Origin of the sequence: Humidesulfovibrio mexicanus (assembly GCF_900188225.1) — a bacterium.
Taxonomy (GTDB): Bacteria; Desulfobacterota; Desulfovibrionia; order Desulfovibrionales; family Desulfovibrionaceae; genus Humidesulfovibrio; species Humidesulfovibrio mexicanus.
Genome location: NZ_FZOC01000002.1, coordinates 480,250 through 500,569, shown reverse-complemented (window position 1 = coordinate 500,569; position 20,320 = coordinate 480,250). Strand labels below are relative to the sequence as shown.

At 65.3% G+C, this 20,320-nt stretch carries 17 protein-coding genes; 7 read left to right on the top strand and 10 right to left on the bottom strand.

What is annotated here, in order from left to right; translation table 11 throughout:
- Positions 1 to 85: 85 nt before the first annotated feature.
- Complete coding sequence (locus CHB73_RS06015; RefSeq protein WP_089273104.1) at positions 86 to 1,825, bottom strand: CgeB family protein; 1,740 nt, start codon at positions 1,823 to 1,825, stop codon at positions 86 to 88.
- A gap of 218 nt (positions 1,826 to 2,043) precedes the next feature.
- Between CHB73_RS06015 and CHB73_RS06010 the strand changes: the two genes are divergently transcribed.
- Positions 2,044 to 2,895, top strand: a complete 852-nt coding sequence (locus tag CHB73_RS06010; protein WP_089273102.1) for a glycosyltransferase family 2 protein — start codon at positions 2,044 to 2,046, stop codon at positions 2,893 to 2,895.
- A gap of 9 nt (positions 2,896 to 2,904) precedes the next feature.
- Here the strand turns inward: CHB73_RS06010 and CHB73_RS06005 are convergent, their stop codons facing one another.
- From CHB73_RS06005 to CHB73_RS05970, 8 genes are all read right to left on the bottom strand, one after another.
- Positions 2,905 to 3,480 carry a flavin reductase family protein gene (locus tag CHB73_RS06005; RefSeq protein WP_089273100.1) on the bottom strand — a complete coding sequence of 192 codons (576 nt, stop codon included), beginning with the start codon at positions 3,478 to 3,480 and terminating at the stop codon, positions 2,905 to 2,907.
- 65 nt (positions 3,481 to 3,545) lie between these two features.
- Positions 3,546 to 3,983, bottom strand: a complete 438-nt coding sequence (locus CHB73_RS06000) for a MarR family winged helix-turn-helix transcriptional regulator (RefSeq protein ID WP_089273098.1) — start codon at positions 3,981 to 3,983, stop codon at positions 3,546 to 3,548.
- A gap of 126 nt (positions 3,984 to 4,109) precedes the next feature.
- Complete coding sequence (locus CHB73_RS05995; RefSeq protein WP_089273096.1) at positions 4,110 to 5,813, bottom strand: glutamine--tRNA ligase/YqeY domain fusion protein; 1,704 nt, start codon at positions 5,811 to 5,813, stop codon at positions 4,110 to 4,112.
- Between the two features lie 133 nt (positions 5,814 to 5,946).
- A complete protein-coding gene (locus tag CHB73_RS05990; protein ID WP_089273094.1) occupies positions 5,947 to 6,384 on the bottom strand; it encodes a hypothetical protein in 438 nt (145 codons plus the stop codon).
- Positions 6,385 to 6,451: 67 nt separating this feature from the next.
- Complete coding sequence (locus CHB73_RS05985; protein WP_089273092.1) at positions 6,452 to 6,937, bottom strand: hypothetical protein; 486 nt, start codon at positions 6,935 to 6,937, stop codon at positions 6,452 to 6,454.
- A 14-nt stretch (positions 6,938 to 6,951) separates the two neighbouring features.
- Entirely contained in the window at positions 6,952 to 7,260 is a 309-nt protein-coding gene (locus CHB73_RS05980) for a hypothetical protein (protein WP_089273090.1), read from the bottom strand.
- 18 nt (positions 7,261 to 7,278) lie between these two features.
- On the bottom strand, positions 7,279 to 7,842 hold the full coding sequence (locus CHB73_RS05975) for an RNA polymerase sigma factor (protein ID WP_089273088.1): 564 nt from the start codon (positions 7,840 to 7,842) through the stop codon (positions 7,279 to 7,281).
- Positions 7,843 to 7,981: 139 nt separating this feature from the next.
- Positions 7,982 to 8,869 (bottom strand): EF-hand domain-containing protein, encoded by an 888-nt coding sequence (locus CHB73_RS05970; RefSeq protein WP_179216922.1) that lies wholly within the window; start codon positions 8,867 to 8,869, stop codon positions 7,982 to 7,984.
- A gap of 379 nt (positions 8,870 to 9,248) precedes the next feature.
- Between CHB73_RS05970 and CHB73_RS05965 the strand changes: the two genes are divergently transcribed.
- The 5 genes from CHB73_RS05965 (at position 9,249) to amrB (ending at position 18,046) form a co-directional block, all read left to right on the top strand.
- Entirely contained in the window at positions 9,249 to 10,652 is a 1,404-nt protein-coding gene (locus CHB73_RS05965) for an NAD(P)/FAD-dependent oxidoreductase (protein ID WP_089273084.1), read from the top strand.
- Positions 10,653 to 10,673: 21 nt separating this feature from the next.
- Positions 10,674 to 12,386: a uracil-xanthine permease family protein gene (locus CHB73_RS05960; RefSeq protein ID WP_089273082.1), complete on the top strand. Its 1,713-nt coding sequence runs from the start codon at positions 10,674 to 10,676 to the stop codon at positions 12,384 to 12,386.
- A gap of 207 nt (positions 12,387 to 12,593) precedes the next feature.
- Positions 12,594 to 13,610, top strand: a complete 1,017-nt coding sequence (locus CHB73_RS05955) for a sigma-54 interaction domain-containing protein (protein ID WP_089273080.1) — start codon at positions 12,594 to 12,596, stop codon at positions 13,608 to 13,610.
- Between the two features lie 23 nt (positions 13,611 to 13,633).
- Positions 13,634 to 17,197, top strand: a complete 3,564-nt coding sequence (locus CHB73_RS05950; RefSeq protein WP_143337318.1) for a tetratricopeptide repeat protein — start codon at positions 13,634 to 13,636, stop codon at positions 17,195 to 17,197.
- A 21-nt stretch (positions 17,198 to 17,218) separates the two neighbouring features.
- On the top strand, positions 17,219 to 18,046 hold the full coding sequence (gene amrB / locus CHB73_RS05945) for an AmmeMemoRadiSam system protein B (RefSeq protein ID WP_089273420.1): 828 nt from the start codon (positions 17,219 to 17,221) through the stop codon (positions 18,044 to 18,046).
- On the opposite strand, the gene CHB73_RS05940 is transcribed toward amrB, so the two are convergent.
- Complete coding sequence (locus tag CHB73_RS05940) at positions 18,047 to 19,348, bottom strand: phenylacetate--CoA ligase family protein (RefSeq protein ID WP_089273076.1); 1,302 nt, start codon at positions 19,346 to 19,348, stop codon at positions 18,047 to 18,049.
- Positions 19,349 to 19,498: 150 nt separating this feature from the next.
- On the opposite strand from CHB73_RS05940, the gene CHB73_RS05935 reads away from it, so the two are divergent.
- Complete coding sequence (locus tag CHB73_RS05935; protein ID WP_089273074.1) at positions 19,499 to 20,314, top strand: prepilin peptidase; 816 nt, start codon at positions 19,499 to 19,501, stop codon at positions 20,312 to 20,314.
- The last annotated feature ends 6 nt before the right edge of the window (positions 20,315 to 20,320 follow it).

The window sequence follows — 20,320 nt, the reverse complement described above, 5'->3', positions numbered from 1 at the left end:
GGACTGCTCGTCGGACACCGCGCCCTCCGCGCTTGATGGACGGCGCAAACCGCCGGTTCAACTATGGCAGACTCCCGCAGAATTCTCAAGACCGCGGGGCAAAACGCTCCGCACGATGCTCGCCGAAGGACGCGCGCATGATCTCCAGCAGCCGCGACAGGCGGTGCTCATAGGTGTGCTCCGCCAGTATGCGCGCGTGCGCAGCCTGCACCACCCTGCGGCGCAAATCCTCATCGGCAAGGCAACGCGAGGCGACCTCGGGCAACTCCTCCGGCGAGTCGTACGCCACGCTCTCCCGTCCGGGCTCGAACAAACGGTCCAGCTGCTCCCGCCTGTCCGTCAGCACAAAGCCGCCGCAGGCCGGGATGTCGAACACCCGCTGGTTCACCGCGCCCTTCATCTGTCTGCTCGTGCAGTTCAGATTCACCTGGCTCATGGGGTAGAAGCGCGGCAGATCGTCGTAGTAGTCCAACCGGGGCATGACACGCGCGGACGTTCCCGCCCCCAGGGCCGCGCGCCAGCCATCGGCGTCCCCGGCAACCAGGGGGGCCAAGGGCTCCACCGCGCGCACGCAGGCTTGGCGATACTGCCGGGTGGCCTCCCAGGTGAGCAGCGCCTCGCAGGACAGGCGCAGGGCGAGGTCGACCTCGGACTGCAGCCGCTTGGCGATGTGCGGATGCGCGAGGGAGAGGTATGCCTCCACCCCGCGTTCCTGGGCGGCGCCGTATCCGGCGGCGATATCGCGGTATGCCGCGCACAGCTCGGGAACGCACGCGCAGGCGGCGAGGCTCTCGGCGACGGCGCGCGTCATGGAATCTCCCACGAAGGAGATTCGGGAACGCCAGCTCTCTGGGCCTTGGGGAAGTCCGGGGCGAAAACGGTGAACATCGGTGGCCAGCGGCAAATAATGCACATGGGCATATCCGGCATCGCGCAGCGCGGCGACATTGTCCTCGTCCCAGGTGAACAACGCAGTGCCCGGCCGCGCCAAGCCCGCATAGCGGGAGAGAATGAGCAGCGGATTATCCACAAACCAGGAGGCCAGCGGCAGTCCGAGGCGTTCCAGCAGTTCGGCCAACCGCCCCTCGCGGTCCAGCCCAAAATGGTTCACCGTAAGAAGCAGGTCGGGCTTGAACTCCAGGATCCGGCGCAACAAGCCCTCGACAAAAGCCGTGCTGCCCCGGTCCTCCATGGGCACAGGCAACGGGGACCAGGCGACGCCCATGCGCGTCAGAGCGTCCTTTATCTCCCTGTTCAGGAAATAGGGCCGGTCAAGAAACAGCACGCGCGGCGTCGTGGATTGAAATTTCGGGTATGCGGCGCGGTCCCAGAAATTCGCCTTGGCGCTGGCGGCAAGGGTGTCGAATAGCGCGCCGTAGAGTTCAGGAGAAATCCTCCGCGCGCCCGGCGCGGCCAAAGGCGCAAAAGGCATCCCCCCCCACTCGGCCTGCCAGCGGGTCAGGGCGTCGAGCACAGCGCGCGCATCGCCCGCATCAAGCCACAGCAACCCGGCCGATCCGCCAAAACGTCGACGCAAGCCAGTGAGTTCCCACGCGGCCGCTTCGCGGTCCACAACCGCAACCGGACCGCCGCGCGCAAGCAGCGCCTCCAGGCAAGGCCCCAGACTCGGCCCAAGAAGCACGGGCAGCGATCGTTGCGGGACACCGGCGGCCAAAGCCGACTCGCGCACGCGGCCACCGCGCCCCCAAAGCCGCCAGGCCTTGCCGTCTGCCGTCAGCAGCAAATCGTCGATGGCGTCGCCATCCATGACGGCTTCAGCCCGGCTCACCGCCTGGGCGACCAGCGGCGTGGCGTCTTGATCCATCCCAACCCCTCCCGAAATCCGGACCGGCGCGGCCGGCTTGCCGTGCACCAACGCACTGGCGTATGCAAGGACTATGACAGGAAAAGCCGACGCCAACCAGTCCCAACGCGCGGCCCGGCCTAAAGTTTCCCATGCTGTAAGCCGATGAAGCACGCGATAGAGCTTGAATTTGGCACACGGACCGTGCCCGACCGCCAACCCATGGAAGGGAGCGCGCAATGACCGCCAACGAACGCATTCGGCTGCTCATCCACCATCGCTTGAGCGCACGCGCCGCCCTCATGCGCACCCTGGCTTCGCTCGCAGCACAAGACATAGGCCCTGGCCGAATCGATGTGGTTCTGGCCAGCGCCGTCCCCCACGCGCCGAGTGCGCAGGATCCCGAGTTCCTCTGCAACGCCCTCGGTCTGAACAGCATACGGGTGCTCAACGCCACGGGAATGACGCCTGGCATGGCCATGAACGCGGCCGCCCGCGATGCCGACCAGGGCGTCTTGGCCCTTGTGCCGGAAGGCGCGCTGCTCAGTCCGAAGTTCCTGGGCAGCTGCCTTGCGGCCCTTGAACAGGATCACGCTCAGGCGGCCTATGCAGCGCATACGGCAGGAAGCCCCTGCGGTTCCCCTCTGGTCCGTCTGCGCCCGTTCCATCCGGAGCAGCTGTCCCGCACAAACCCCGTCGGCCCGGCCGCGCTGGTGCGCCGTGAAGCGTGGGAACGCCTGGGAGGCCTGCGCTCCGGACTGCGCCTGGCCCAGTGGGACTTTTGGCTGCGACTGGTCCTTTCCGGCGGCGGCATCGCCCATGTGCAGAGATTGCAGGCCTTCTGCCCGCCATCGCGCAGAATGCCCGCCGACCTGGACGGCCATTCCAAGGCCCTGCTGGTGGCGGAGACTCCCGGAGCTTTCGGGCCGGACGTGTGCCGCTGGGCTCTCGCCCTGCTCCGCGGCGACCCCTGGGCGTCTCCCTTCCGCCCGGGAATCATTCCCACGTCCAGCGAAGTCCGGGCCATGTTCACCGAAACAGCAAGGCAAGCGCCCTCTCCCTGGAACGCTTTGGGGCTATGCGGCGCCTAGCTGTGCAGCCTACGCGGGCCGTCCCTTGAGCGTTTTGCCGACGCTCCAGCATTCCGCCACCTCGTCTCCGAGGCCCCAGTACGTAACGCTGGAGAAATCAAAGAGCAGCGGACGCACACGGGCGATGTCGATCTTTCCATCCTGGCGCAGCACGTCCTCGTCTACGTGGGTCGCGACGATCTCGCCGACAAACACCTCATGCTTTCCGAAGTCAAGCACGCGGTCCAGACGACACTCCATGCACACAGGGCAACGCCTGATCAGGGGAGCATGTGCAAGTTCTCCACGAAACAGCTCGAACAAGCTGGATTTGTCGGTGTTTTTCCCGCTCACAAGCCCCACATAATCCGTCTCCCTCACCATGTCCTCGCTGGGAATGCACACGCTGAACTCACGATGCTTGTGGATGCCCTGGCCGGAATAGTGCGCAGTGTTGATGCCAAACGACAGATACTGCGGCTGCCCATGGTTCATGATGCCCACATGGGCCACGGCCAGGAAATTCGCCCGGCCGTCCACCACGGTTCCGATTATGGTGGTCAAGGAGGGGTACAGGGCGTTGACGGGCCCAAGGTTCCGCTTCATGTTCGCTCCTTCTTTGTGTGTACAAACAAAAATAACAATTTTTCGCAGCGGCCCGCCTGGGACGCCTATGCCTCTGCCCTGCCCTCCAACTTGCGACAGGCCTCGTCAAGCTCTCGCGCCAAACGGTCTGATTCCGGGCCAAGCACGTCAAGATAGGCGGCGTGCAGCCGTTTCCAGGCCTGCTCCACGCCCTTGAGCAGGGCCAAGCCCGCCGGAGTCGCCGCAAGCCGCGCCGCGCGGCCCTCTGCCGTGCGCGACAGCAGCCCTTTGAGCACCAGCGCGTCCACGAAACGCGTTACCGTTGACGGAGCCAGCGCCAGCCGCTCCGCAAGTTCGCCGGGACCTATGCCAGGTTCCTCCGCCGCAAGCATGAGTACGAAGGCGTGCGAAGGCGAAAGCCCCGTCGGACGAAAGGCCTCCTCCGCCAGGCGCGTCATGGCGCGGCCCAGGGAGTTGGCTGTGAAATACAGACAATGGTGCACCATTTCATGGGACTTCTTCATTCACTCTTCCCTAGCTCACGCCTTTGACTTGTATGCACAACTAACAAGATGAAGCTTCGCCGTCAAGAAATAAAAAAGGCCGCCCCGGATCATCCGAAACGGCCCCAAAGGACAATGGTCAGCGGACTATCTTCCGCCCTGCCGCTTCTCGATCTTGCCCCAGGTGTCCTTGAGGGTGGCGGCGCGATTGAACACTGGCGCACCAGGCTTCGAGTCCTTCTCGTCGGCGCAGAAGTAGCCCAGGCGCTCGAACTGGCAGCGCCAACCGGGTTCAACTGCCGAAAGCGAGGGCTCCAGCTTGGCCCGCACCACTTCCAGCGAATCGGGGTTGACACAGGCGGTAAAGTCCTCCTCCGCGCCGGGGTTGGCCTTGGTGAACAGCAGATCGTACAGCCGCACCTCCGCGTCCACGGCGTGGGCCGCGCTCACCCAGTGCAGGGTGCCCTTGACCTTGCGGCCGTCCGGCGTTCCGCCGCCGCGGCTCTCGGGATCGTAGGTGCAGCGCAGTTCCACGATGTTTCCGGCCTCGTCCTTCACCACCTCGCGGCAGGTGATGTAATAGGCATAGCGCAGGCGCACCTCCTTGCCAGGGGACAGCCTGTGGAAGCCCTTGGGTGGATCCTCGCGAAAGTCGTCCTGCTCGATATACACGACCCTGGAAAACGGCACGGCGCGCGACCCCATGTCCTTTTCCGGGTGCCAGGGGAAGTCGAACTCATCCGTCTGCCCCTCCGGGTAGTTCTCAATGACGACCTTGAGCGGCCGGAGCACCGCCATGACGCGGGGCGCTCGCTCGTTCAGGTCCTCGCGCAGGCAGTGCTCCAGCAGGCTGTACTCCACCATGTTGTCGCACCTGGCCACGCCGATGCGCTCGCAGAAGTCGCGCAGGGCTTCGGGTGTGAACCCGCGCCTGCGGATGCCGGAAAGGGTCGGCATACGGGGATCGTCCCAACCCGTGGTGATCCCCTCCTTCACGAGGTGGATGAGCTTGCGCTTGGAAAGCACGGTGTACGTGAGGTTCAGGCGCGCAAATTCGATCTGCTGCGGGTGGAACACGCCCAGCGCGTCCAAAATCCAATCATAGAGGGGGCGGTTGTTCTCGAACTCCAGGGTGCAGATGGAGTGCGTGACGCCCTCGATGGAGTCCGACAGGCAGTGGGCGAAATCGTACATGGGGTAGATGCGCCACGCGTCGCCGGTGCGATGATGATGCACATGCTTGATGCGGTAGAGGGCGGGATCGCGCAGGACGACATTGGGGGAAGCCATGTCGATCTTGGCGCGCAAAACGCGGGAGCCGTCCGGGAACTCGCCCGCGCGCATACGGGCGAAGAGGTCCAGATTCTCCTCCACGCCGCGCTCGCGCCAGGGGCTGTTCGTGCCGGGCTCCTTGAGAGTGCCGCGAGACTGGCGGATCTCCTCGGCGCTCTGGTCATCCACATAGGCCTTGCCCCTCTTTATGAGCTCCACGGCATACCCGTAGAGCCGCTCGAAATAGTCAGAGGCGTAGTACAGCCGGTCTTCCCAGTCGAACCCCAGCCATTTCACATCGCGCATGATGCTTTCGACGTACTCCACTTCCTCCTTGGCCGGATTCGTGTCGTCGAAGCGCAGGTTCGTCACACCGCCGAACTCCCTGGACAGGCCGAAATTGAGGCAGATGCTTTTGGCGTGGCCGATGTGCAGGTAGCCGTTGGGCTCGGGCGGAAAACGGGTCATGACGCGGCCGCCGTTCTTGCCGGAGGAAACGTCCTCGGCCACGCGGGCGCGTATGAAGTTCACCGGGGCGGCAGGACAGGCCTCGCCGGAAGCATTCTCTGACGTCGTCATGCGGGGTATCCTTTCTCTGAGGATTCAGCGTTCGGGGCCGGGAGAAGCCGGGCTGCCCGACTCCCCCGAACCTGGAAACATAGGCCAAAGCGCCCCGCTGGTCAAACGCAGAAAGAAGAACCGCGGCGCTCGGCTATACCGGCGCCAGCGCGTGCGACATCTCGACCGCACGGGCGCAATCGGAAAGGATGCGGGCAAGGCAGCCGGGAACGATGAGGTTCGGCGAAGCCAGTGTGGAGAGGTCATGGCGCGAGGCCAGCACGGATGTTTCGGGTGTCAGCGCCCAAACCTGGGTGGGATGGTAGTAGCTCACCCCCTGTGCGCTGCGCTTCTTGGGGTTGTTCACCCAGTTGGGGTGGCCGCGCTTCTCCTCGCGAAAGATGGGCAGGCGTCCCGGGCTGGCGCCGGAGTTCACCGGAAGCCAGCATATGCGCCGGGGGCCAAGCTCCAGGCAGGCGCAATAGTGCGAGCGAATGGACGGGCTGCCGGTGGCGCACGCAACAACATCGAAGAGGTTGGCGTCAAGCATCACCACCCTGCCGGGGAAAATCTCCCCGAACGAAGTCAACACGAATCCTCCCGGACCCGCGCGTGGCGGGTCCGTTCCGTTGCAGGCACGGCCATGTTCGTCCTCCTGTCTACTGGTGCGGCTGCATTTCCTTCGTTGCCGGAAAGCCACGGGGATCCCCCTCCGGGGGAGGGCCGGGCGGAGGTGAAAATCCTGGAGGCGGCGGGCCTCCGGGTCGCGGCCCTTGACGGGCCAGCTTCTCCATGCGGACGCGGAACTCGTCGAACTTCACGCGCTGGTCCGCATCCAACTCATTGGCGATGCGCTCGTCAGCCTCCTTGCGCACGGCGTCCATCTGCTCGCGAACCGAAGCGTGGATGCGGTCGCCCTTGAGCACGGACTCCCGCAAGATAGGCAAAATGCGTTCCTTCTGTTCAGGGCGCAATCCCACTTCCCTGTCGATAACGTCGAGAAAATGCTCCTCCAAACGCTGGCGCGTATGTTCAAGGAGCTCCGGCAGATTCCGGACCATGTAGACGCGCATGGCGTAGGCTCCCGCCATCGCGCCGGTGAGAAAAATGACGGCCACCAGGAGCCAGGCCTTCCAGGACTTCATATGCCGCGCTCCGTCTAAGGCATCAGCCCGGCCAGGCTGAGGGCGCTGGAGCCGCCATGCAGGGACAGGGACACAAGGGCCTGGTTGAACACACGCTCCATTATCTGGGCATACCCGAAGGTCGCGGTCGCGGCGATCGCTCCCACCGGCGCAAAACGCCGGGCCGCCAATCCAAAGAGGTCCCCAAACGCGAGACGGCGCGACGGAAGGTTGCGCACAGCACGCATGACCCCTGCCGTGAAATCATCCGCGACCACGCCCCGGCGGGCGCGTCCGGCGCGCATGAGCGCCTGCTCCAGTCTGTCGAGTCTGCCATCGTCCATGATCGCACCCCCTGCGGTTCAGTCGAGCATACGTCCCAGCACATCGCGCAGCTTCCGCCGCGCCCTGTGCGAGCGCACCTTGACCTTGGAAAGACTCCATCCCATCAACTCCGCCACATCGTTCAAGGCCTGTCCATCCATATGGGTCATCACGAGCACCTGCCTGTCGTCCGGCGTAAGCTGCGCGAGCGCCCAGTCAAGAATGACCCCGGCCTCGTTTCGCTCGGCGTGCGCATCCACGTCCTCGGCGGCGGAGTCGGGAATGCTTTCAATCCACTCGCGCGCCCCTGTGCCCAACGCGCTGAAGGGCGTCTCACGGCTCCTGGCACGACCGCGCCAAAAATCCGCGCACCGGCGCAACGCTATGCGCGTCAGCCAATGCACGAAAGGGCTCTCGCCCTTGTACGTGGCAAGACGCTCAAAGGCGCGCACAAACGTGTCGTGAGCAACCTCTGCGGCGCGGTCCGGCGGCACATGCCTGGCGGCGATGCCCATGATCTGCGCGGAATGCGCATCGACAAGCAACGCGTAGGCGTTCACATCGCCATCAAGCACCCGGCGCACAATTTCGGCGTCGTTCATTCCTTCATCTCTGCGGCGTTACCCGCACGCCAACCGCCCCACACCATTTTGCATGTAGCCCCTTGTCGCCGCCCCTGTCAAAAGTGGGGGGCCGGTTGACCAGACCGACCCCCGGGAGGGCCACGATCGGCCGAGACGCTTACGCGTCCAGGGAAACCGACCGGGAATCCGCACCGCCGGAGAAAAGCCCGGCGATGAGGTTGTCAACGCTCTGATACGCACTGCTGGCCTTCTGCCGCAGCAGGAATTCCTGCAGCGTGGCCGTGGTGGTGCTGGAGTCTCCGCTCCCGCTCACCCCCGTTCCCGTGCTGAACATGCTCTGCATCATGGCGTCCATCGCGGTGCTGTCCATACTCGAAGCCGCGCCGCTCACGCCCTGCTCGCCAGCAGGCGGCGGGGGCGGCATGACCCCACCATTTTCGGCCATCATGGTCTCGCGCTCCGCGGCAAGCCCCGTGGCCAGCTCTGCCTGGCTCAGCACACCGTCGCCGTCGGTGTCCAACTCGGCGATCTGCTCGGAGGTGGCTCCGAGTTCCTCGGCGCTGAGCACGCCGTCGCCATCGGTGTCCTTCATGTTCAGAATGGTCGCGGCCATTTCCGTGTCCATCTGCTCAAGGAACTCGGACAGCGAAGAGCCCGCGTTGCTCGCCGTCTCCGAAGAGTCGGCCGCGCTCACCGCCATCGTGCCTTCGGAACCATCGGACCCGGAATCGCCGAACAGACCCGAGATCAGCTGATCAATGCTCGGAGCCTCTTCCTCGCCCTGCGCCCCGGAGAGCGTGCTCTGCAGCATTCCAAGCTGGCTGCTCTGCTGCATCTGCGAGTCCATCTGCGCCTGCATCTTCTCTCGCTTGGCCTTGAGCGCCGCGGCAAGCTCCGCGCTGCTTAAGACCCCGTCGCCGTCGGTATCGAATTCGGCAACATCGGAATCGCTCACCCCAAGCTCCGAGGCGGAAAGCGAGCCGCTGGAATCCGAATCCTTCGCGCTCACCATGTCGGTGGCGAGCCGTGTGTCCATCTCGTCCATGGAAAAGATCGAACTTGTCCCGCTTGTCGAGGAGTTGATCTGCATACAACATCTCCAAATCAGCCCCCCGCACGCCAATGACAGGGGGCGCAAAACACCAGAACGCATTGCCTGAAACGGTTACGCGTCGTGGCGCGGCCCTTGGCCGCGATCAAAGTCTTGTCATCGGCGTCCTCTCTTCGTCTCCCCTCCCCAAGGGCGACGAAGGAGTCCTTCATGGCACTATGACGCGAGCTCTTGCGGGACGGTTACAGGAAAATGCACGACGGAAATACCTGCTCCCAAGCCCTTGCGGTTGCGCCCAGCCCGGTGCTACATCCAACAGGCTCCAGACGCGCGCGCACGCGCTGCGCAAATCATGGCACCATGAGGACAAAACATGACCCCAGGCAAAAACGCACGCACGGACTTCGATGTCATCATCGTGGGCGGAGGTCCGGCCGGACTCTTCGCCGCGGCATGGCTGGGCGAGAACACCAGCCTTTCCGTGCTGGTGTTGGAAAAAGGCAAGCAGGCAAACCGGCGCGATTGCCCCGTGGGACGCACGGGCTGCATCCACTGCAAGCCCTGCAACATCCTGTCGGGAATCGGCGGGGCCGGGCTTTTCTCCGATGGCAAGCTGAACTTCATCCACAAGCTGGGCAAGACCGACCTCACCCAGTTCATGGCGGAATCCGAAGCCAGGGCCCTCATCGACGAAACCGAAGCCATGTTCAACCGCTTCGGCATGGACGGACCTGTGTACCCGACGGACATGGAGCAGGCGAGAAAGGTCCGCGCCCAGGCCCGCAAATGCGGCATCGACCTCTTGATCATCCGCCAAAAGCACCTGGGCAGCGACAACCTGCCCCGGCTCATCAGCGACATGACCGAACACGTCAAAGCCAAGGGCGTCACCTTCCACACTTCCGAGGAAGTCAAGAAGGTCGTCGCCGACAACGGCGCGGTGCGCGGGGTGGTGACCAACAAGGGTGAATACTCTGCACGCGCCGTCATCCTTGCGCCAGGGCGCGTGGGCGCGGAGTGGGTGGGCGGCCAGGCGCGCGAGCTCGGCCTTTCGCTTTCCCAGCGCGGCATCGAGGTAGGCGTGCGCGTTGAGGTTCCCCGCGAGGTCATGCAGGACCTTTGCGAGGTCATTTATGACCCCACCTTCTTCATCCGCACCAGCAAGTACGATGACCAGACCCGCACCTTCTGCACCAACGACGGCGGCTTCGTGGCCCTGGAGAACTACCAGGATTTCGTCTGCGTCAACGGCCACGCCTACATGGACAAGAAAAGCGCCAACACCAACTTCGCCTTCCTCTCCAAGGTGGTGCTGAACGACCCCGTCACCAACAACCAGGCCTACGGCGAGCACATCGGCCGTCTGGCCTCGCTCATCGGCGACGGCAAGCCCATCCTCCAACGCTTCGGCGACCTCAAGCGCGGACGACGCAGCACCTGGCAGCGCATCAAGAACAGCTCCATCGAGCCGACCTTGAAGAACGTCGTCTGTGGCGACATCGCCATGGCCCTGCCCGAACGCATCTTGACCAACATCGTCGAGGGACTGGAAAAACTGGGGCAGGTGGTGCCCGGCGTGGCCAACGACGAAACCCTGCTCTACGCCCCGGAAATCAAGTTCTTCGCCACCCAGATAGAAACCACCTCCAACCTGGAAACCGCCGTGGCCGGCCTCTTCGTCGCGGGCGACGGCCCCGGCGTGGCCGGCAACATCGTCTCCGCTGCGGCCACGGGGCTGATTCCGAGCAAGGAGATCGCCCGGCGGTTTTCACGCTAACCGCCCGGCCAAGGGCAGATCATGCTGCGCGACTCGCTGAAATACGACGCGGACCAGGCCCCGCCGCCGCATCTGGCCATCAGCCTGGCCTTCATGCATGTGCTGCTCGTGTTCGACGCCGTCATCTTCATCCCCAACGTGCTGGGCAAGACCGTAGGGGTGGAGCCCAGAACGCTGGCCTTCATCACCTTCGCCACCATCCTCACCTCGGCCCTGTTCACCTTCCTGCAGAGCCGGACCCGCCTGGGGATCGGCTCGGGATTTTTGCTGTTCACGGGTTCGTACAGCGCCTTCCTGCTTTGCTCCGTGGACGCGGTGAAGATGGGCGGTCTGCCGCTCTTGGCCAGCATGTCGCTGCTGACGGTGCCGGTGGTGTTCCTGTACACTTACTTCATCCGCCACTTCCGGCACATCATCACCCCTGCGGTAGGCGGGGTGGTGGTGCTGCTCATCGCCATGTCCATGGTGCCCATCGGCCTGGGGCTGTGGGCCGGAGACCTGGAGCCGGGCGCCGCGCCCTCCCTGGCCCGCGTGGGCACCGGGGCGGCCACGGTGCTCTGCCTCACCCTGCTCATGCTCTTCGGGCGGCCTTCCATCCGGCTCTGGAGCCCGCTTCTCGCCATGGCCGCTGGCTACGCCACGGCCCTGTTCACCGGAGGGCTGGACTTCAAGCACTCCCGCGACGCCGCCTGGTTCGGCCTGCCGGACTTTTCGGCCTGGCCGGGCGTGGCCACAAGCCTGGACACCTCGCACCTGCCCCTGTTTTTGGCCTTCGGCATGGGTATGCTGGCCAGCGTCATCGAGAGCACGGGCAACATCATGCTGGTGCAGCAAATCTCCACCCGCGACTTCCGCCGCGTGTCTTACGACCAGGTGCAAAGCGGCCTTTACTGCGACGGCCTCTCCAAGGTCATGGCCGGCCTCTTCGGCACCGCCGTGCCCAGCATCTACTGCGACAACCTGCCGCTCATCGAAATGACCGGCGTGGCCTCGCGGCGCATCGGAGCCATTGGCGCGGGCATCCTGCTCGTGCTGGCCTTCATGCCCAAGGTCGGCGGCGTCATCCTGGACATGCCCGGCCCGGTCATCGGCGGATTCCTGGTGGTTATCGCCGCCTTGCTGTTCCATGCGGGCTTCGGCCTGGTGGCCATGACCAAGCTGAGCAACCAGCACGGGCTCATCCTGGGTCTGTCGCTGGTGGTGGGGCTGGTGGCCGGGGGCAAGTCGTTCTTTCCCGGGGTGGTTCCGACAAGCTTGAGCCCACTGCTGCAAAACAGCGTGGCCGTGGGCGGGTTCACGGCCTTTGTGCTGAGCACCCTGGCCTACCTTTCGCCCAAGCGCGGGGTCTCCGGGGTGTTCCGGCCTGATCCGGCCGAGATTCCCCGCATGCACAAGCTGCTCCGCTCCGGGCGCGACCGGCTGAAGCTCTCCCAGGAGCGGCTGGACGCCCTGTCGCTGTGCTGCGAGGAGGTGTTCTGCCACATGACCCAGGCCCACTCCTCCGCCGACAACAGCCTGTCCCTGCGCGTGGCCCTGACAGAAGACGGCTGCTTCACGGAGATGGTCTGCGGCCACAAAATGGACGACATCAACAACTTCGCCCTCCCGGAGTCCCTGCTCCAGGCCAGCCAGGACGAACTGGGCAACCTGGGGCTTGTGCTCTTTGCCCGCTATGCCCGCAGCGTGAAGCACCTGGAAATCTCCGGCTACTCCTACATCTCCTTCGTGCTCTAGGCCCGCGCCCCAAAAGGCCAAGCCCTAAATTTTTTCTAGAAAACCATTGACTTCGTGTCATTTCCTTGACAGTGAGGGAGACACGGTTTGTGGACGCCATGGCTCCAGGCCAGCGTTCCGGCCGGTTTTCCAGCTCCGGCCCCTTCAGCCGCCGGGCCCATCCAGGCCCGATCCGGGCCGTCCGCCAGGCCCATCCAGGGAGGACCAATGGCGCTGAACATCGACGGCATCATCGGCAACAGCCCCGCCCTGCGCGAGGTGTACAAGGTTCTGGAGAAGGTGGCCCCCACCGACAGCACCGTATTGGTGACTGGCGAATCGGGCACAGGCAAGGAACTGCTTGTGCGGGCGCTGCACAAGAACAGCAAGCGCGCGGACAAACCCTTCGTGCCCATCAACTGCGGCGCAATCCCCAAGGAACTGCTGGAAAGCGAACTCTTCGGCCACGAGAAGGGCGCGTTCACGCACGCCATCCGTTCCCGGCCGGGCCGCTTCGAACTGGCCGATGGCGGCACCATCTTCCTTGACGAAATCGGCGAAATGGACTTGAGCCTGCAAGTCAAGATCCTTCGCGCGCTGCAGGAAAAGGAAATCGAAAGGGTGGGCGGCACGGGGACGAAAAAGGTGGACGTCCGCGTTGTCGCGGCCACCAACCGCGACCTGGAAGGCGAAGTCGCGGCCGGGCGCTTCCGCGAAGACCTGTTCTACCGCCTGAACGTCATCCCCATGCACCTGCCCCCCCTGCGCGAACGCGGGGAGGACATCATGGCGCTCGCCGAGCATTTCCTGAAAGGTTTTTGCCAGGACAAGGACCGCAAGCAGCTCTCCTTGGGCGCGCAGGCGCGGGCCATGCTCATCGGCTACGACTGGCCCGGCAACGTGCGCGAGCTTGAAAATTTCATGGAGCGGCTGTCCATTCTCTGCGAAGGCCCGCACGTGATGCCCGAAGACCTTCCGGAAAAAATCCAGCGCGCCGCAGGTGTGGAGCCAACGCCCGTGGCCGCGGCCGAGAGCCCGCAACAGGGCTTCCGCTGGCCGGAGCTCAAAGACATGCGGGACAAGGGCCAGGGGCTCAAGGAATTCCTGGACGAAATCGAGGAGCGGCTTTTGCAAGAAGCCCTGGCCGAGGCCTCTGGCGTCAAAAACCAGGCCGCGGAGCTTTTGGGCATCAAGCGCACCACGCTCATCGAGAAACTGAAGAAGCGCAACCTCCTGGACAGCTGAGGTTGCAGGGGATCGGCCTGCCCGTGTCCTTGAAACAATTCACCGCGACCCTGGGCCTGATGGCGCTCCTCGCCGCGACGGACGCCGCGCGGCCTGCTTTTGTGCGCGCCGCAACCGATGCCGACACCCTCACCCTCTCCTCCGCAGGGGGGACGCTGCCCAAGTACACCGTGCGGCGCACCGGCCCACAGGAGCTCACCGTCACCTTTGCGCCCAAGCCGGGAGAAACCGCTCCGGACGCTCCAGGCGTAGGCGGGACCAAGCTTGTGTCGGGCGTCAGCCAAATTCCCGGCGGCTTCAAGATCCAGCTCAAGACCAGCGCCTTCGGCTACGTGAACTACCCGGTCAAAGGCAAGCCGCAGCTGCAAATCCAGATTTTTCCCGATGCCGTGGGCGCCACCTGGGGGCAAAGCGCGAAGGCCGCAGCCCCGGTCAAGACGGACCTGGCGCAAGCCGAAAAAAGCAAGGCCGACAAGGCCAAGGCCGAGCAGGCAAAACACGCCAGGGACGCCGAGGCCAAAGCGGCAAAGGCCAAGGTCGACCAGGCGGAAAAGGCCGAGCAGGCCCGCCGCGCGGCCGAGGCCAAGGCCCAGTCCGAAGCAGAGGCCCACAGGAAACAGGAGGCCAAGGCCGCTGCGCAGCCCCCCACGCAGGCAGCACCGACGCAATCGGCTGCCCCTGCACATCCTCCCGTGGCCAAAGATGCAGCGCCACAACCGTCTCCTCCGGCCCCACAAGCGCTCAACCGTCCGGCCCCACCGGCCGCGGGCACCGATGGCAAGCCGTTTTTTTCCGTGCCCTATTCCATGCGAATGCCGGTCAACAAGACCGTGCTCGGCAACAGTGCGGCCAACATCGCCACCCTGCCCCAGGTGGAAGGCTCCCCACCTGCTGCGCCAGAGCAAAAACAGCCGTTCCCGCAACCTGCGCAGCCGCAGAAAACCCAGCAAGGCGGCCGGGTACCCCCCGGCGTTGTGGAACGCCCGCTCCTGCAGGAGCAGACCACAGCAATGCCCGCTTCCCGACCGGCCGAGGGCTCGGCCCCGCCAGTGGTTTCGCTTTCCCCGCCGCCGCCACCAGCGCCCCAGGCCAAGCCTGCGGATCTAACCCCGGCCAAGGGGCAGAACGGGCTGCGCTTCCGCGCCGAACACAAAGGCCCTGGCGACTCGCGACCGGCCGAACTGCTTTCCGCCGCGGATCCTTCTCGTCCTGCGGCGCTGGCCCCGGCGCAGGGGCTGCCGCAAGGCCAGCCAGCCCAAGCCCATTCGCAACCTGGCAAGCAGTGGGAGCTGCGCCAGCCGGTGCAGAAGGTGCTCGCGCCCAGCGGCTCCACCGGCGCGACCCTGCCGCAGGTCGGGACAACGCCGCCATCGGAACTCCACGCCGAAAACGCTACCGGTCCGCAGCCCGAGACGCACACGGCCAACGCCACGGCAGCCTCTGCGGCCAACGCCACGACTCCCGCGCCGTCGTCTCCGCCTCCTGGAGCCCATAACGGCCACAACGCCACCGCTCCGGCGGACGCACAGCACAACGCATCGGCCCCGGCTGGCGGAGACGCCCACGCAGCCCCGGCCAAGGGCGGCAAGGACAAGGAGCAGCAAGGTCCGCTCACCGAGCAACAACTCAAGGACGGCCTGCTCCAGGCACAGTCCGACATGATGGGCGGCAAATGGCAGGAGTCCGTGAAGGCGCTGGAGGCGCTCCTGCGCGAGCCCCTCATGAAGGGCGAGCTGCGGGAAGAAACCCTGTACGCCCTGGCCGACGCCACCATGCAGGCCTACAAGGACAATCTCGCCGCGAATTATGACCGCATCGCCGCCGCGCAGCAGGCGGCCATGAACGCCAACCAGAAGTCCAACCGCGTGCCGCGGGCCCTCATCAACCTGGGCCTGCTGAACCTCAAGGTGAACAACCTGCCCGAGGCCAAGGCCTACTTCAACATCATCCGCAAGAAATACCCACAGGACCAGAACGCCGCCATCGTTCCCTTTTCCCTCGGCGAATACTACCGTGAAAAGGGCGACCTCAAGAAGGCCGCGGAACATTACCAGGACCTCATCCAGCAGTATCCCGACGCGCGCATGGCCAAGGAGACCGCCTACATTCTGGCGCAGGTGCTGCGCAAGCTGGGGCAGTTCGAAAAGGCCTTCCAGATCGTGGACTACCTGGACAAGCGCTGGCCGCTCTTCTACATGGAAAACCCTGCGTTCCTCAAACTAGCTGCCGAGGTTGAGGAAAAAGTCGGCAAGCTCGACCTGGCCAAGGACCACTACTGGACCTTCTACAACCTGAACCCGGAAAACGAATACGCCGATGTCATCCTGGTGCGCATCGGGGACGTCTACCTTCGCCAGAACAAACGCGACCCGGCCAAAGAGGTCTACCAGAAGGCCCTGCACGACTTCCCGGACCGCGAGGGCGGTCTGGTGGCGCGGATGCGCCTGGCCGAGGAAGGCATCTACGACGACCCCACCATGGGCGAGATGGTGTCCGTGTTCGGTCGCACAGGCGCCCCCCGGCCGGACGAGACCTACACCTACATCATCACCCGCCACCCGCAGAGCCCGCTGGCGCCTCTGGCGCAGATCAAGCTCGGCATGTGGCAGTTCCACAACAAGTCGTACCTTGACTCCCTGAACACAGCAGCCACGTTTCTGCAAAAGTATCCCAAAAGCAACCTTGTGGTGAAGGCCGAGGAGTTGGGCTTCCAGTCCTTCCTCCACGCCCTGCCCGCACTGGTGCAGGAAGGCAACTACGCCCGCGTGATGCAGCTTTACGACAACGCGCCCTTCGTGAAGGAGAACCAGGGACTGGTGGGCGACGAGGCGCAGATGGCCATAGCCGTCAGCGCCTGGAAACGCGGCCAGCCCGACCGCGCCTTGAAGCTGGCAGGCCGCTTCCTGGGAAAGAAGCAGGTGCCCAAGTACTCGGAAATGGCGCTGGATCTGGCCATGAACATTTTCATGGAACGCAAGGAATGGAAGCGCATCTCTGACCTTGCCGCACGGGCCGGCAAGGCCTGGAAGCTCTCGCCCCGGCAGAAGGCCCAATTCGAAAACGCCCGGGCCATGGCCCTGGAGAATCAGGGCGAGATCGAGAAAAGCCTGCCGCTCTGGACGCGCATCGCCGGGGATCCGGCCACGGACCCCGCCACCCGCGCCCACGCCACCTACGTGCTGGCCAAGGACGCCGCCCGCAAGCAGGACATGCACCGACTCTTCGCCCTTTCCCAAGAGGCCCTGACCCAGCTGCTGGCCGCAGGGGGCGACAAGGACAAGGTCAAGGACTGTCTGCTCATGGCCATAACGGCCACGGAGCGCTCCGGTCGGTTCGGGGAGACGGTCAAATGGGCCAGGGAATTCGACCGCATCATCCCGCCCAGCGATCCGGATTGGGCACCGGTGCGCCTGCGCTTGGCGGAAGTGTACCGCAGGGGCAACATGCTGGACGAATGGAAGGCGCTGTTGACCGACATCGCCAAGAAGAAACCCGGCACGGTATACGCGCGCATGGCCACCCAGGCGTTGGAGAACAGCGCACTGGACCAGCGCCTGCAGAATTATCTGGTGAAGCCGCCCATGTAGCCGAAGGAGGGCCCTATGCCCATGCCCCACGCACGCAGCCACGACCGCCAGCCCGTTGTGGCAGGACAGTTCTACCCCGCCGGAGCCGATGCCCTGATGCGCGAGGTGCGGGGCTACCTGGCCCAGGCCAAGCCCAAAGGGCAGGCCCCCACCATCCTGGCCATGGCCCCGCACGCCGGGTACTGCTACTCCGGCGCGGTGGCCGGGGCCACCCTCGGCCAGGCCAATCTGGCGCGCACCGTGCTGCTGCTCGGCCCCAACCATACCGGCCTGGGCAAACCCTTCGCCATCTGGCCGGACGGCCGCTGGACTTTTCCAGGCGGCGCGCTTGCGGTGGATGCGCCACTTGCTGCGCACCTGTGCGAGAAAGAGCCGCGCCTGATCCCGGACACCCTGGCCCACCAGCGCGAGCACTCCCTGGAAGTCCTGCTGCCCTTTCTGGCAGCTCTGGATCCAGAAACCAGCATTGTCCCGCTGTGCGTGTCAAACCCATCCCTGGACACGCTCATGGCCGTGGGCGCGGCCATAGGCCAAGCGTTGCGCCAATGGCAGGCCCCGGTGAGCATCGTGGTCAGCTCGGACATGAGCCACTACGTGCCGCATCAGGTGGCGCAAGCCCAGGACGCCGAGGCCTTGGAACCCGCTCTGCGTCTCGACGCCACCGCCTTCTACGAGACGGTGCGCGGCCGGGGCATCAGCATGTGCGGGGTGCTCCCCATGACGGTAGGCATCTGCGCGGCGCGCGAACTGGGGGCCACGCGGGCCGAAGTGGCCGCCTACGCCACCTCCGGCCAAGTGAACGGTGACGCCGACCGGGTGGTGGGCTACGCCGGGCTCCTTGCCGACTAGCTAGTCCTTGTCGCGCGTATCGATGACGCGCTTGGTCTTGGCGAAACTGCGCGGCAGGGCTCCAGGCTCCAGCACCTCGACACGGCTGCGGACCAGTATCTGGCTGCGTATGTCATCGGCAACCGCCGCGGCGAGGCCCGCATCCCGGTCGGCGTCGGCCGCGGCTCCGGGCCGCTTCTCCACACGCACCACCATGTGGTCCAGCCCGTCCACGCGGGAGAGCTCAATCTGGTACTCGCTGTTGAGCTCGGCGTGCTTTTCCAGCACGCTGGCCACCTGGCCGGGGTAGATGTTCACCCCGCGGAAGATGATCATGTCGTCGCTGCGGCCCTGGATGCGCTCGTGCCGAGGCATGGCGCAGCCGCAAGGACACGCGCCGGGAATGAGGCGCGTCATGTCGCGGGTGCGGTAGCGGATGAGCGGACTGGCCTCCTTCCTGAGGCTGGTGATGACCATCTCGCCCAACTCGCCGGGGGCCACGGGCAAAAGCGTCTCCGGATCAACAACCTCCAGGATGTACATGTCGGCCCAATAATGGATGCCCTGGTGCGCCTCGCACTCGATGCCGGCGCCCGGGCCGTAGATCTCGGTCATGCCGGAGATGTCGAAACTGTGCTCCAGGCCCAGGGCCTCCTCGAAACGCTGCCGCATTTTCTTCGTGTGGGCTTCGGCCCCGAAGATGGAGCGTTTGAGCTTGAGCCGACCACGCAGGTTCTGCTTCTCCACTTCCTCGCCCAGCAGGAGCGCCATGCTTGCCGTGCTGCACAGACAGGTGCTGCCCAAGTCGGTGAGCATCTGCAGCTGGATGTCCAGCATCCCCGGCCCCACGGGCAGGGCCATGGCCCCGAAGCGCTCGCAGCCGAGCTGAAAACCGGCCCCGGCGGTCCACAGGCCGTAGCCCACGCAGATCTGCACGCGGTCAAGGGTGGTGAGCCCGGCCATTTCGTAGCAGCGGGCGAACATATTGGCCCAGTCGTCGATGTCCTTCCGGGTATAGGAGAGGATTTTGCGCTTGCCCGTGGTTCCGCTGGAGCCATGGATGCGCACCACCTGCTCCTCCGGCACGGAGAGAAGCGGAAGGGGATACCCGGCCTGGAGATCGTAGGCCGTGGTGAAGGGCAGCCGGGTGATGTCCGACAGGCTCTTGATGTCGCCTGGGGCCACGCCCTTCTCGTCCAGGCGGGCACGGTAGAAGGGATTGCCCGCATAGGCGTGGGCCACGGTCCACTTGAGTCCTTCAAGCTGGATGTGCGCCAGTTCGTCTGCGGAAAGCGTGGGAATGAAGCGGGCGGTCTCAGGCATGGCTCCCCCTCGAATACACTGGATTGGCGGGCTTGTGGACAGGGCGGAAATGCGCTAGCGCCTTCACTGGCGCTCGGGTCCACAGGCCCGGCGCATCATGCAGCAGAACGCGCCGTTCGGCAAGAGCGCGCCCGACGCGAAAGGAGCACCATGACCGCAGTTTCCGCGCTGCCCAACGCCCTTGCCCTGCCGCTGGCGGCGCTCTTGGGCCTCGCCCTGGGCAGCTTCGCCGCCTGCGCGGGACACAGGCTTGCGCGCGGCGGCAGCGTGCTCTCCCCTGCGCGCTCCCACTGCCCGGCTTGCGGCCATACTCTTTCCTGGCGCGAGAACCTGCCGTTGCTGGGCTGGCTGCTCCTGGGCGGGAAATGCCGTTCCTGCAAAACGCCCATCCCGGCCCGGTATCCCCTCGCCGAGTTGGCGAGCGCCCTGTTCGCCCTTGCCGCGGCCGCCGTGTTCGGCACCACGCCGCACCTTGCGGCGGCGCTCCTGTTCGGCACGCTCTTCCTCGTGCTCTCCCTCATCGACCTGGAGATCCGTCTGCTGCCCGACCGGCTCACCCTGCCCGGCGCGGCGGTTGCGCTGGCCTGTTCCGCCCTGCTGCCGCCCCTGTGGACGCTGGGCATCGGATGGGAGCGGGCGTTCCTGGGCGCCCTGCTCGGCGGGGGCGGTCTCTGGGGCGTTTCGGAACTCTACCGCCGACTGCGCGGGGTGGACGGCCTTGGCCTGGGCGACGCCAAGCTCATGCTGCTGATTGGCGCGCTCCTTGGCCCAGCCGCCGTGGGCATCACCCTCTTCGCCGGGGCGCTGCTGGCCCTTCCTGGCGGAATCGCCGCCATGCGAACCTCCAATGGCCGGGGGATGCAGACCAGCCTCCCCTTTGGCCCCTTCCTGTGCGCCGGGGCCGCAGGATATCTGCTGGCAGGGCCATGGCTGCTGCACTGGTGGCTGGGACTGCCCCTGCCCTAGTCCATT